Consider the following 13,799-nt stretch of genomic DNA (forward strand, 5'->3'; position numbering starts at 1 on the left):
CTTTCCCCTCCGCCGCCTTCCTCACCCTTCCCTCGCATGCTCAGGGCTTCAGACCGCACGCCTCGCGCAGACACGCCACAAAGCGCTCGCAGGCCGGGCTCGGCTGTTTGTCCGAGCGCAGCGAGTAGCCCACGTCGCCAAAGCTGCCCGATACCGTATCGGCCAATACCCGCAACAGACCCGAGTCGACAAACGGCTTGGCGGCCGCACGCGGCATGAGCGCCACGCGGGGCGATTCGAGCATCAAACCGATATTGGTCAGGATCGACAGCGACTCCACGACATCCTCGGGCAGCAACAGCCCCGCATCGTGAAAGAGGCGCTCGGCAGCCAGTCGCGACGGCGACTCGGGCACCGGCAGAATCCATGACCCTTCGCGCAATTGCGCCAGCGGCACTCGCGCCGCCGAATCGGCCCAGTGACGAATGCCTCCGACCACGCAGAGCGATTCGTTGAAGAGAATTTCGTGGGTCAACGCAAAGGCATTGGCGACCGGCAGCGCGCGCTCGGGCAAGCGGCCGACGACGATGTCGAGATCGCCGCTGGCCAACGCCGGGAACAACTGTGCCGTGGTGGCCTCACGCACCGTCACCAGCACGCCGGGCGCCCGCGACTTGAGCATGGCGATCGTGCGCGGCAGCAAGTCGGCCGATGCCGAAATCAGCGTGCCGACGATCACATGCCCGCTGGTGCCCGCACTGAACGCGTTGACCTCATCGGTCAGGTAGCGCAACTCGGCCATCAGCGACTTGACGCGGTGGCCGAGCAGTTCGCCCAGCTCGGTCGGCTGCATGCCCCGGTTGCTGCGCACGAACAGGGGCCCTTCGAAACAAGCCTCCAGCTCATGCACGATCTTGCTCACCGCAGGTTGCGTAAGCCCCGTCTCGTTGGCAGCGCGCACCAGCGAGCCCGTCTCGAGCACACGATCGAATACCTGAAGTTGATGGAACTTGAGCTTGCGCCCGAGGTTGAGGGCAGTCCAGGGCAATGAACGCATCGGGATCCTGTTCAGGCCGCTGCCGCGGAGGGCGGCGAACCCGGCCCGGCCCCCTGCGGCACAGGCGTCGGGTCGGCAGGCTCGGCCGACAGGAAGGCGGTGACGAACTCTTCGAGCATCGCCACATCCGGCAGGGATGACGGGTTGACGTGATGATTCACGAGACAGCCGTCGAACATCAGCACCAGCATGTCGACCAGACGCGCACGCCGTACGCTGTCGCGCGCGAGACTCGGCGCACTGGCAGCGAGCATGGCCGAGAGCCGCTCGCGAAACCACTGCAACAGTGTCGGGTCGTACGGGTCGCCCGGCGTCACCGTGGCCAGTGCCTGCACCAGGTTGTGCGAGAAACCGTTGTCGAGCCGCGGCGTCTCCACCAGCAGGCCGCTGAGCAGGCTGCGCATGCGCGCGTGGGCGCCGTGGGCGGCAAGCACTTCGGCTTCGAGCGTGGCAATGCGTGCCTTGAACCAGCGCTCGTAGACGCAGAAGAACACTTGCAGCTTCGCGGTGAAGTAGCTGTAAATGTTCGCGTGCGAAATACCCGCGCGCTTGGCGATCTGCACCATCGTCGTTTCGACGTACCCCTTCTCGAGAAAAAGGGCGTGCGACGCTTCGAGGATGGCCAGACGAATGTCTTCTTTCTTGACTTGTGGCATGAGTAAGCCTGCGCGGGTAGGCCACGCACCTCAATCGAAATTTCTCAACCTCACGCTGAGGTCAATACCGAACGTCAGCGGGGGTAGTATGCCAGCGCCAACGCAGCTTGCGGCGAAAACTAAGCGCAAACACTCCCCCGGACTTTCCCGGTATTCCAACGCATACAACGCGGTTTGCGATGACAGACATCGCGTTATGCGCCGGATTACCGCGTATTACGCGCATACCCCATCCCCTCGAAAATCGACAGAAAACGGGCCGCTATGCGATGGCCGGCTCGCCTCATTTCCGACGAAAAAAGCGCTGCGCCGCGTGTGGCATCAACGGCAGCACGCCTTTATCTGCAAGCCACGGCGGCGATGTTGCCGTGGGACTTATCTGATGTTTTAGCGTGCATGCCCGCAGCCCGCGGCATCGTCCTTAGCATGAGGACTTTCCGCTTGCCGCCGTGCCTCCGGGAACCCTTCGTGTCAGCCGTCACCAGTTCGGCATTCTCATTTTTCAATCGGCATTTTCCGAGCGTGAATCAGGGAGCTGTGAGCGAGACTTTGGCTTCGCGGCGTACCCAGCGATCGCTCGCCGACAAATGACTGACCGCCTGCTGTCGATAGGCTGTCAGTTAACTGACGGGAAACAGTCATCGTCATATACGACGTGATACGCGATGCCATGCACCACGCCGGATCATGGCGCATCGCATTTTTCCGTCTGACACGAAGCCAAGTCCCCGGATGAGCCCGCGCGCCGCTCATCATGTTCCGTTCCAACGCATCTCCTTCCCCGGCACCGCACGCTGCCCCATTACGCCGCGCCGATATCTGGCTAATGGCCATGGCCTGCGGGCTGGCGGTCGCCAATCTCAACTACTGTCACCCGATGCTCGGCCACATCGGCACGCGCTTCGACACATCGGGCTGGCAACTCTCGCTGGTGCCCGCCGCCGCGCAACTGGGCTACGCAGCGGGTCTGCTGCTGCTCACCCCGCTGGGCGACCGTGTCGCCGACCGCCGGCGTTTGATCGTGTGGCAGATGCTCGGCCTGTGTGCGTCGCTGCTGCTCGCCGCGTCGGCCCCCCACTTCGCGGTACTCGTCATTGCGAGCTTTGCAATCGGCGTAACGGGAACCGTCGCGCAGCACATCCTGCCCCTCGCCGCGCAACTGGCCCCGCCCGAGCGGCGCGGTGCCGTGGTGGGCACAGTCGTCAGCGGTCTGCTCATCGGCATTCTCGGTGCGCGCACGCTCGCGGGCTGGGTGGCAACGTGGTGGCACTGGCGCGCCATGTTCGGCATGGCCGCCCTTGCCATGCTGTGCCTCGCGGCCCTGCTCGGCCGACGCTTGCCCTACGCACCACCAACTACGTCGATGACGTACCCCGCGTTGCTCCGCTCGATGATCACGCTCTTTCGGCGGCACCGTGCGCTCCGGCAGTCGGCGCTCATCGGCGGCCTGCTGTTTGCGGCGTTCAGCGCGTTCTGGTCGACGCTCACGCTCTGGCTCGCGAGTCCGGTGCATGGGCAGCATGCCGGCGTGGCGGGCACCTTCGGTGTCATCGGTATCGTGGGCGCGCTTGCGGCCCCGCTTGCCGGACGCCTCACCGATCGCGGCGGACCGCGGCGCGTGCTGTGGGTGGGTATCGGCGCCGTGGTGCTTTCGTTCGCCGCGCTCTGGATCGGGCAGGCGAGTCTCGCGGGCCTCGCGCTCGGCGTGATCGTGCTCGACCTCGGCGTGCAGACCGGGCAGATCGCCAACCAGACGCGTATCTACGCGCTCGATGCCGAAGCCACCAGCCGCCTGAATACGCTCTACATGAGTGTGTATTTTCTGATGGGTGCGCTGGGCTCCGCACTGGGCGTGATGGCATGGAGTGCGTGGGGCTGGGACGGCGTCTGTGCATTCGGGCTGGTGGCCGCCCTGCTCGCCTGCGCCGTGCATGCTTCAGGGACGCGCAGCGCACGCTTCTTGTGATGCGCCAAGAGCGGCACTGAAGCGGCACTAAAGCGGCATGCAATCGCTTTTCACGCGGCCTCGTCCGCGTGTCCTACATCGCCGTCCTTCAGCGCGTGTCAGCGCCTTCCTACATAGTTCGGAGTGCATCACATACGCAAACCCATGTACTAAAGTTAACTAACGCTGCTTGCGTAGTTCGAGACGATTGCGTTCGCGAAGTGGCCCCCGCGGGGCCATTACAAAGACTTACAAGATCGCGCGATCTAATTCACGCATCGAGCGTCGAACCCTTGTCTATCCATGATGACGACGGGTGGGATGAACACTACCCTCGCAAGGAGGTCATGATGCGAACTAACCGAACTGACGCTAATTCCGGCGTCGCTACCAATACGCAACAGGGCGCAACACGCGCATCGAGTGCGCCGCGTCCGCTGCGTCCATCTACGCGACGCGTGGCTTCCGCGGTGACCGCGACGGGTTTCGCCGCGGTGCTGCTCACCATCGCGGGCTGCGCGTACCAAGCGCCGCCGCAACCTCGTCTGCCGTATCGCGGCAACGAGTCGACCAACCCGGCGTATCAGCCGAACTGTGGGCCGCCGCCTTATCCGGCCGGGTCACCGTGCAGCCCGTACGCTGCACCGCCGGTACCAGTGGCACCGGCGACCGACGCTTACGGGCGTCCGTACCCGCCGACCGATGGCTATGGCCGACCGTATCCGTCCGATGCTCAAGGGCGTCCGTATCCGCCGCCGCCCCCGCCTCCTGCGTATCAGGAGAGCAACCCGGCCAATGGTATGGGCGCACCGGAGAACGGGTCTGACACGGCCCACTGATGCATTCCACGAACAGCAGGCCCGCACGATCGAATCGGGTGTGGCCTGCAAGACCCGGGGCACCGTGCCCCTTTGAAGGAGCCATGCTTCATGAAAACGACTCAACAACGGATCTCGCGCACTGCCGGCACCCTGCTTCTCGGGGCTGCGCTGATCGGCTCGCTGGCAGGATGCGGCGGCATGACGCCGCGTGAGTCACGTAACACCGCCGTGGGTGCCGGTGTCGGCGCGCTTGGCGGCGCACTGATCTCCGGCGGCGACCTCGGCACGACCGTCGGGGGTGCCGTGGTCGGTGGCGTGATCGGTAACGTCGTGACGGGCGACCGCCGCCGCTGATCGGCGCCCGACGTTGCGCCCCGCCCTACCTCATGACATTCAGGAGAAAGTGCGACATGACCACTTCCGAAACCAAACGCCAACGTTCGCTGAGAACGATTGAAACCCTGCGCACGCGCCGTATCGGCCGCGCGACGTTAGCCGCGATCACGCTCTGTGCCGGTGCCGCGGCGCTCTCGCTGGCCGCGCTGCCGAGCTACGCGCAGACGCGCGCACCGATCAACGGCGTGGTGCCGACAACACCGACGGCACCGCCGCCGCCCGCCGCCGGCCCCGACTTCGGCGATGCCGCCGACCAGAACGCCGCGCTCGGCCTGTATTTGCAGCGCTCGTTCGACGCTATCGATACCAATCACGACGGCAAGATCGACCGCAATGAATGGGCGGCCTATCAACGCAGTCAACTGGAAGCCCGGCGCGCCACCTTCGAGCGCTACTTCAAGGCGGCCGACAAGGATGGCGACGGCTATCTGAGCCGTGACGAGGTCGCCGCCACCGAGCCATTCCTGTACCAGCATTTCGACGAGATCGACGTCAATCACGACGGCAAACTCTCACCCGCCGAGATTCGCGCCTACTTCCGCCGCTACTATCACGAGCGCTCTCAGGCCGACGCAGCCACAACGAAGCCCTGAACCGGGTCAGGCGGCAAGTACAAACCGCCTCGCTCCGGTGAATAAAAAAACGCCACGGCAACCGATTGCCGTGGCGTTTTCTATTCAGACTTCGGCCCCCGGCGGTCGACCACCGGAGGCTTCACATCACGGGCGCTCGTTTCAAGCGCCCATGACACACCCCATGACACACATTACGGATGCGTGAAGAACTGCGCGATCACCGCTGCACCCATAAAGGTGCCGGCGTTCGCGAGGAACGACACGACCACGATGCGCCAGCCCAGCTTGCGGAAAGCAGGCACATCCTTGGCAACCGACAGACCGGCGAAGGTCAGCATCGGCGTCACCAGCGACAGGAAGTTGATCTTGCCGGTGAACTGCTCGACGATCGGCGCGTACGGGAAGGCCGGCGACGTCAGGAACATGGCGACCAACGACACCCAGCACACGGCCGGCACCTTGCGGCGCGTGATGTAGTACAGCGCTTCGCCCACGAGCACGGCGCCGATGATGACGAGCATGCCCGGCACACCGTCGATGAACGACGTCTTGAAGGCCATGCTGTTACCCAGCAGCGCCAGCGCGCCCGAGAACACCCAGGCGAACAGACGCGCGCCGAAGTTCATGTCGACGGTGTGCGCCTTGCTGGCTTGCTTGAGTTCCTGTGCGGCTTCGGCGTCGGCCACGGCAGCGGCTTCGGCGTTGGCACGGCCACGCTTGGTCATGCGGCCCAGCACCGGCTCCATCACGCGATAGCCCCAGACGGCGAGCGGCAGCGAGATGAACAGCGTGAAGTACGTACCGATGGTCGTCGTGATCAGGTTCGACGCCGCGGCAAACGTGGCGACTTCCTTGGCGACTTCCGGCGTCTGCTGTGCCGCGATGGCGCCGGCAGCAGCGGCCATCATCGAGCCCGAACCCACACCGGCACCCATCGCGAGCGCGTGCGGATTGAAGATGTTCAGGCTGGCGATAAAGCCGGCGAACAGCGAGATGAACACGGCACCGAAGATCGTACCGGTCAGGTACTCGGCCAGCACGCCACGGCCTTCCGGCGAATCGAAGCCGTACTTTTCGCCGATGATCGCGAGGCTCGGCTCACGGCCGACCGAGAAGGTCGCGCCGATGGCTTCGCGCTTGATGCCGAGCATCAGGGCGACCGGCAGGCCGAGGATGATCGTGCCGACGAAGTGGCCGAACTCCTGGAACACCAGTGCCCAACCGGCGGCCACGAGCTTGGGCAGCGAGCCGCCCACGAGCAGGCCGAGCTTGGCGACGAAGAGCAGCAGCGCCGGTTGCAGAATGGCGGCAGCCTTATGTTGCATCGGCAGATCGATCTGCGCGAAGCGCGGCAGACGTGCCGACGACAAACCGAGCGCGGCGCCGAGCAACAACGCCCAGACCATCGGCAACAGCACGATCTTGCCGTGACCGGCCTTGATACTGATTGCGCCAATCAGCTCTGCGATCACGAGAATCACGATCGCCCATACGTACAGGCGCACGCCATCACTGAAGGCGCCCCCTTGCGGCTTGGCCGCGTTTTGTTCCATGACTGCCATCTGGGTCTCCACTGCACTTGCTGTTGAACCGGTCCGGTGCCATCCGGTCGACCGGACGGGGTACGAACAATTCGGTGATTAACGTTGTAAGTAACCGCTGGTCAATGCTGGATCAACCGGTGGTCGAGGTAATTCGACGCGCCGTCCGCCCGACTGCTGCGGACTTCCCCCACAGCGCCTCGCAGCGACATGTTGGCACGCCTCGGTGACAGTAACAGCGCCCCGCGCAGAACCACCCGAAGGGCGGCATTATACGCGGGTAAAAAACCCCTTCAGGCCACGAATCTCGCAGGCTGAAACGGCGACGCGACAAACGGGGCCTCACGGCCGGCGCCTGACACGTTAACCTCACTTTCCAAACAACTACCGACAAGAAGACAGCACATTCTCATGGCTTGGGCGCGGCTCCCGTACAACGGGAAAGCGGCGGGAAACCAGCGGGCGCGCGGCCGGAAGCCGCACGCCCTGCGCGTCAAGCCATCAGACCATCAAACGATCAGACGTAACCGAACGGCGTGGCCGGGTTGGCGGCCGTCTCGACCCACACGCTCTTGGTCTGCGTGTATTCGTACAGCGCTTCCACGCCGCTGGAGCGGCCGTAGCCACTGTGGCCGTAGCCACCAAACGGCGACGCCACGTTGATCGTCTTGTAGCCGTTGATCCAGAACGTACCGGCGTTGACCTGCGCGGCCACGCGATGCGCGCGGGCGACGTCCTGCGTCCAGACGGCACCGGCCAGACCGAACTCGCTGTCGTTGGCGATCGCCAGCGCCTCTTCTTCCGTGTCGAACGGAATGGCGACCACCACCGGCCCGAAGATTTCGGTGCGCGCCACGCCCATCTGATTGTTCGCGTCGGCCAGCACCGTCGGGCGCACGAAGAAGCCGCCGTCGCTGCGCTGCTGCGAACCGGCCGCGAGACGCGCCCCGCCCGCCACCCCAGCGTCGATCATGTTCATCACATGCTGATACTGGTTGCGGTTGCAGATCGGGCCGACTTCGGTCGCGTCGTCCAACGGCTCGCCCACACGAATCTTTTCAGCACCGCGCGCCAGCATCTCGATCATCTCGTCATACACGCCGCGCTGCACCAGCAGGCGCGAACCCGCCACGCAGCTCTGGCCGGCGCTCGAGAAGATGGCCGCCTGCGCGCCAAGGCAAGCACGCTTGAGGTCGGCATCGTTAAACACGATATTGGCCGACTTGCCGCCCAGTTCCAGCACGCTCGGCAACAGGCGCTGCGCCGCTGCCGTAGCGATCTTGCTGCCGGTTGCGGGCGAACCCACGAACACCACTTTCTTGATGACCGGATGCGAGATCGCGGCTTGCCCGGTCGTGTGACCGAAGCCCGCGAGCACGTTGATCAGGCCGCGCGGCAGGCCGGCTTGTTCGGCCAGTGCTGCCACCGCCAGCGAGCTGGCCGGGGTCAGTTCCGACGGCTTGAGCAGCACGCCGTTGCCCATGGCGATTGCCGGGGCGAGTTGCCAGCCGCAGGTAAACACCGGCGCATTCCACGGCGTGATCTGCAACACCACGCCCATCGCTTCGCGGCGCGTGTAGTTCAGGTGCGTGCTCGGCACGGGAATCACGTCGCCGAAGAACTTGTCGGTCCAGCCGGCGTAGTACTCGAACATTTCGGCGACCTTGCCGACTTCGCCACGGCAATCGCGAATCGGCTTGCCCGCGCCGATCGACTCGAGCTGCGCCAGCGCTTCGGCGTTCTCACGAACCTTCGCGCCAATGGCTTGCATGACACGGCCGCGTGCGGCGTGCGTCAGGGCCCACCAGGTCTTTTGTGCGGCTTGCGCCGCCTCGGCGGCCTGCGCCACCACGTCGGCGCCCGCGTCGCGGTAAGCCAGTACCGTCTGACCGGTAGCCGGGTTCACGATGTCGATCGTGCTCTCGCCGGTGCCCGTGACCAGCTCACCGTTGACGTACGAACCGATGGTCGTGGCGTTGGGGAAGAACTTTGCGAATGCGCCAAGCAAAGCGGCGGCTTGGTTGTCTGCCATGAAAATAACTCCGTGCGATACGTGGTACGTGATACGTGATACACCCCGAGGCGGCAGTTACAGCCCCTCGGAGTGTCAATGAATGGGTGAAATTACGCGCGACCGGCTTCGATGAACTGCACGATGCGGTTGAAGTCTTCGTCGTCACCGACCGAGGCTGCGCTGGCGGCCCACAAGCGGCCGACTTCGGCCGACAGCGGCCCGGTATCCAGCGTGCCGGTCTGCTCGGCGAGCGCGATGGCCAAGCGCACGTCCTTGCGCATGAGCTTCATCGTGAAGCCCGAGTCGAACGCGTCGTTCAGAATCCACGTCGGGTAATTGGTCTGCGTAATGCCGCTGCGGCCCGAGCCGGCGTTCAGGCCTTCGAGCACCTGCGCGGGCTCCACACCCGCCGCCGTGGCCAGACGCATCGCTTCACCCGCCACGATCAGATGCGCGGCGCACATCAGGTTGTTGATGAGCTTGGTCACATGGCCCGCACCCACATCGCCGATGTGCACGCGCTTGGCCGACATCGTTGCCAGCACCGGCTCGATGCGGGCGATGTCGTCGACCGAGCCGCCCAGCACCATCGTGAGCGTGCCGTTCAGCGCGCCCTTCGGGCCACCCGAGACCGGTGCATCGACCAGCGCGATACCTTTCTCGCGCAGCGTCACCGCCAGCGCCCGCGTGCTTTGCGGATCGGCCGTGGACGTGTCGATCACGATCAGCCCTTCGCGGCCGTTGGCGGCAATGCCGTCGGCACCGTTCACCACGGCTTCGACAACCTGCGAGGTCGGCAGCGAGAGCACGAGCGCGTCGGCTTCGCGGGTCAGTTCCGCGACCGAATTGCGCAAGCCGATACCCGCCTCCGCCAGCGCCGCCCCGGCGGCCGGCGACGGATCGAAACCGAGCACCGTGAAGCCGCCGCGCTGTAACGACAGCGCCATGCCACGCCCCATATTGCCCAGACCGACCACTCCGATGATTTTCATGTTGACTCCAGTTTCACTGCGAGAATGGCGCCGCCCCCACGGGCGATGCCGCGTTGTTCCGCCCCCCGGTCTGCACCGGCGGGTTGTTGATTCATAACACGCTATTATTTTGGAATACTACGGAATATTCAGGGAGACATCAGTGATGGTGATTCACGAACTCCAGCACCACATTACCCGCGAACTCCGGTTCGACAACGAGGCCATGCTCGTTGTAGCCGTACGGCACGCCGTTCTCGCGCCATAACGCCTCGATGTGCGCGAGGTCCGGCGCGTGCAGCGTGAGCGCCACGGCGTGGGTGCGTGTGGCCTGTGCCATCGGCAACCCCACGGCGGCAAAGCGGGCCTCGGCGCGTTGCGGCGAAAGCGCCCGCAAATGCCCGCATCCGGTATCGGCCATCGCGCCGCCCTGATACAGGTCGACATGGCGCGCGCCGTAGATCCGTTGCCAGCGCGTGGCCAGTTGGCGCAGCGCCTCCGGGTCGGGGGTCACGTAGGTCACGCCCACGATGCCGGTCACCCCGTTGGGATGCTGCTGCCACGCCGGCACCCAGATCAGCTCGGGCCGATGCTGGTGACAGATGAAATTCGACGCATCGCCAAGCCGGTCGTCGATAAACAACCCGAGAGAGACCACGGCTTCGTCGCGCGTGCCGTCGGGTTTGGTCATCGGCCGTCGAAAATCGATGAACCCCTGTGTTTCGATGCCCGCCTGCGTCAGCCGGCTATGGTCGGCGCGCGCGTCCTTGCTATGCAGCGCGACCAGCGATACGCCTTCCTCGCGAGCCAGAAAGCGGCCAAGAAACCGGCCAAAACAGAAGTCGCCCTGCGCGTTCGTGCCGAACTTCCGGGCGTCGTCTACACCGATCAGCTCGATGAAGTTGTTGCCGAACATCATCAGCGAGGTCACCGTGCCCCACGGGTGATACGACACCGGGGACGGCGTGAAGCCCATGCGCTGGTAATGCGAAAGACGCCGCGGATGGTCATGCACCGTCACCAGCGGATGATCGATACCGAATCGGGTATTGCCCGGAGGAATCATCTACGGCACCTCACGTGAAATCTGGCGCGGAATCGGGCCGCCGTCGTCAGGCCTCGCCTGGGTTCGTTGCCCGTCGATGGGGCCGATCCGCATGCTTCGCAGTGTGGAGTGAAAAAAAACGACGCTCAATGACAACGCTTGAAGATTTTTGTTCTAATTATTAGTCTTTAGGGCATGACACCCGCCATCAACGAAAACCGCCTGCCCTATCTGTTCGAAGCCGTGCAGTGCGGCACCATCCGCGCCGCTGCCGACCGGCTCGACATCGCTCCCTCCGCCGTCAGCCGTCAGATTGCGCTGCTGGAGGCAGAACTGGCATTGCCGCTCATCGAGCGCCACAAGCGCGGGGTGCACCTGACGCAGGCCGGCCGCCTGCTCATGGAGTACTACCGCGAGCAGCGCGCGCATCAGGAAGACCTGCTGGCGAAGCTACAAGAAGTGAGAGGGCTGCGGCGCGGCCACATCCGGCTCGCCGTCGGAGAAGGTTTCGTGAGCGACCTGATGGGCGCGCCGTTGCGGTTTTTCTGCAAGCGCTACCCGGACATCACGCTCACGCTGGATCTCGCGGGCACGAACGAGGTCATGCGCGCCGTGGCCGAGGACGACGCCGATATCGGGCTGGTGTACAACCCGCCCGCCGAGCCCAAGATCGTCTCGCGCGCCCAGATGCGCCAGCCCGTGCACGCCATCGTGGCGCCCGACTCGCCGTTGCGCGCCCGGCTCGCGCAGCAACCGCCGGGTTCGGCGCTCAAACTCGACGACCTTTACGACACCCCGCTCGCGCTCATGCACGGCGCGTACGGCACCCGCCAACTGATGGAATTGGCCGAGCAAGCCGAGAAGCACCGCCTGAACGCGACCGTGACGACCAACTCGATCTCGGTGCTCAAGCACTTCGTCCGCGCGGGGCTCGGCGCGACCTTCCTGCCGACGTTTGCCGTCTCGCAGGAGATCGAGGCCGGCGTGCTGAGCGCGCTGCCCGTCGACCATCCGATTCTGGCGAGCGCCGAAGCCCATCTCATTACCCGCGCAGGGCGGCGGCTTTCCGGCGCGGCCAATCGGCTGCTCACGCATCTGGCCAGCAAGATGGAGGCGTTCGGCGCGCCGGACTGATCCCCGCGCAGGCGGCGTCGTTGTCTGGTTTGTTGTCCACTTCATTGCCCGCCGTTGGCAATACCGCAGTTTGGAATAGCGCCACCAGGTTGTAGCCGCGCAACAGTCGGGGTACTAAGCCTTTACCCGATGTTGCGGGGCATCGAATTCGGATATAAATGAGCCATTCGAGCGAAGGTGCGCTTTGCGTGACAGCAAAAGTCTCTTCTGCGTGACAGCACCGCTAACGGTTGCCACCCACCGCCTTCGCCACCGATCCCGGTTGCACGGCCCGCGTTAATACCGCGCCCGCTGCATCCCCAACGCCAGTGGACTGCCATGACTACGAACTCTGACGACCAGAGCGTGACGGCATCACTCGCAAGCGCCCGCGTCCCCTCACGCGGCCCGCGTTGCCCCGGCGTTCCTGCATGCCGATGTCTCACCACTCGTGACGATTTTTCAGGCTTTACCGAAGGCGTAATGCGTTGTCTCCGCATGGACGACGCGCGACGACGGTCATAACCACGCAAGTCGAAGGTGCGGGGCAAACGCAACCTGGGGAGCAGACCATGAAAAAGAAGCTCATCGCAGCTAGCCTGCTTTGCAGCATCGGAACGATCGCGCACGCGCAATCCAGCGTGCAACTGTATGGCCGTCTCGATGGCGGCTTTCAATACATGAGCAACTTGCAGGACGGCAACGGCGGCACCACCTCGCGCTGGAGTGCGCAGGGCGGTGACTACGGCACGAGCCTGTTCGGCCTGCGGGGGTACGAGGATCTCGGGCAGGGATTGCATGCGGTATTCAATCTGGAAGGCGGCTTCCAGTTGATGAACGGCTACAACAACAACGGCTCGGGCTCGATCTTCGACCGTCGCGCGTTGGTGGGCTTCGTCTCGCAGAGCTGGGGGCAGTTCACGATCGGGCGCAACCTGTTCATCAGTAACGGGGTATGGGACTTCGATCCGTTCCAGCAGCAGGCCTTCTCGTCGGCGTCGCTGGTACGCGGACGTAACTGGCCGCAAGCGAGTAACACCGTCAATTATCAGAGCCCGAACTGGTATGGCTTCGATATCGCCAGCCAGTACGCTTTCTCGAACGTCGTCGGGCAGTTCACGAGCGGCCGGGGATTGGGCGCCCAGTTGACGTACACGCACGACCGGTTCCAGTTGCGCGCGTTGTACGACGAAATTCGGGATTCCAACGGGCGGTTCACCGACGTGTTCGCATCGTCGCGCGAGTACTTCGCCGGTGCCAACATCTTCCTGAACCGCTTCACCGTGTCGCTGGGCTACACCCACATGTCGGCACCGGACGCGCCGACCCCGAACTTCGCCACGCGTGCCGACCACTACTGGGCCGGCGTGAAGTATCAGGCGACGCAAGTGTGGGCCGCGAATGCCGCCGTGTATCACGTCAACGTGCCGAGCTTCGGTCACGCGACCATGTTCGAATTGGGCACGACGTACAACCTCTCGAAGCGCACCTTCCTGTATGGCACCGTCGCCTACGTGTTGAACAGCGCCAACCAGAGCTTCTCGGTCGCCGCGATTCCGAGTGATTCGCTCGACAACCCACCGCCCGGAAAAGGCCAGACCGGCGCGTATATCGGGATCTCGCACTCCTTCTGAAGCCGCTGCCGTCACATAGCCGCACACGACCGGCACACCGGTCACGTCACAAAAAACCCGCCGGGCCCTTTGGGCTGCGGCGGGTTTTGCT

At 64.4% G+C, this 13,799-nt stretch carries 12 protein-coding genes; 6 read left to right on the forward strand and 6 right to left on the reverse strand.

The genetic code is table 11. From position 1 onward, the window contains the following. Positions 1-40: 40 nt before the first annotated feature. Together PIN31009_RS21155 and PIN31009_RS21160 are read right to left on the reverse strand one after the other, a co-directional pair. Positions 41-997, reverse strand: coding sequence for a LysR substrate-binding domain-containing protein (locus PIN31009_RS21155; RefSeq protein ID WP_150684862.1), 957 nt, complete (start codon positions 995-997; stop codon positions 41-43). Between the two features lie 11 nt (positions 998-1,008). Further along, entirely contained in the window at positions 1,009-1,653 is a 645-nt protein-coding gene (locus PIN31009_RS21160) for a TetR/AcrR family transcriptional regulator (RefSeq protein WP_150684863.1), read from the reverse strand. A gap of 754 nt (positions 1,654-2,407) precedes the next feature. On the opposite strand from PIN31009_RS21160, the gene PIN31009_RS21165 reads away from it, so the two are divergent. The 4 genes from PIN31009_RS21165 (at position 2,408) to PIN31009_RS21180 (ending at position 5,408) form a co-directional block, all read left to right on the forward strand. Continuing rightward, complete coding sequence (locus PIN31009_RS21165) at positions 2,408-3,619, forward strand: MFS transporter (protein WP_150791494.1); 1,212 nt, start codon at positions 2,408-2,410, stop codon at positions 3,617-3,619. Between the two features lie 329 nt (positions 3,620-3,948). Further along, positions 3,949-4,437 carry a hypothetical protein gene (locus PIN31009_RS21170; protein WP_217426823.1) on the forward strand — a complete coding sequence of 163 codons (489 nt, stop codon included), beginning with the start codon at positions 3,949-3,951 and terminating at the stop codon, positions 4,435-4,437. Positions 4,438-4,527: 90 nt separating this feature from the next. Then, positions 4,528-4,773 carry a hypothetical protein gene (locus tag PIN31009_RS21175; protein WP_058377790.1) on the forward strand — a complete coding sequence of 82 codons (246 nt, stop codon included), beginning with the start codon at positions 4,528-4,530 and terminating at the stop codon, positions 4,771-4,773. A gap of 56 nt (positions 4,774-4,829) precedes the next feature. Then, entirely contained in the window at positions 4,830-5,408 is a 579-nt protein-coding gene (locus PIN31009_RS21180) for an EF-hand domain-containing protein (protein ID WP_174997318.1), read from the forward strand. Between the two features lie 173 nt (positions 5,409-5,581). Here PIN31009_RS21180 and PIN31009_RS21185 read toward each other — a convergent pair whose 3' ends face one another. From PIN31009_RS21185 to PIN31009_RS21200, 4 genes are all read right to left on the reverse strand, one after another. Next, a complete protein-coding gene (locus PIN31009_RS21185) occupies positions 5,582-6,952 on the reverse strand; it encodes a DUF3100 domain-containing protein (protein ID WP_150684867.1) in 1,371 nt (456 codons plus the stop codon). A 496-nt stretch (positions 6,953-7,448) separates the two neighbouring features. After that, positions 7,449-8,963, reverse strand: coding sequence for an aldehyde dehydrogenase family protein (locus PIN31009_RS21190; protein WP_150684868.1), 1,515 nt, complete (start codon positions 8,961-8,963; stop codon positions 7,449-7,451). A gap of 92 nt (positions 8,964-9,055) precedes the next feature. Then, entirely contained in the window at positions 9,056-10,045 is a 990-nt protein-coding gene (locus PIN31009_RS21195; protein ID WP_343039044.1) for an NAD(P)-dependent oxidoreductase, read from the reverse strand. 31 nt (positions 10,046-10,076) lie between these two features. After that, positions 10,077-10,982: a VOC family protein gene (locus PIN31009_RS21200; RefSeq protein WP_150791498.1), complete on the reverse strand. Its 906-nt coding sequence runs from the start codon at positions 10,980-10,982 to the stop codon at positions 10,077-10,079. Between the two features lie 174 nt (positions 10,983-11,156). On the opposite strand from PIN31009_RS21200, the gene PIN31009_RS21205 reads away from it, so the two are divergent. Together PIN31009_RS21205 and PIN31009_RS21210 are read left to right on the forward strand one after the other, a co-directional pair. After that, positions 11,157-12,095, forward strand: a complete 939-nt coding sequence (locus tag PIN31009_RS21205) for a LysR family transcriptional regulator (RefSeq protein ID WP_150684871.1) — start codon at positions 11,157-11,159, stop codon at positions 12,093-12,095. A 551-nt stretch (positions 12,096-12,646) separates the two neighbouring features. After that, the gene (locus PIN31009_RS21210) at positions 12,647-13,708 is read left to right on the forward strand and encodes a porin (protein WP_150684872.1); all 1,062 of its coding nucleotides are present in this window, start codon (positions 12,647-12,649) and stop codon (positions 13,706-13,708) included. Positions 13,709-13,799 lie beyond the last annotated feature (91 nt).

It is taken from the genome of Pandoraea iniqua, assembly GCF_902459685.1.
Lineage (GTDB): Bacteria > Pseudomonadota > Gammaproteobacteria > Burkholderiales > Burkholderiaceae > Pandoraea > Pandoraea iniqua.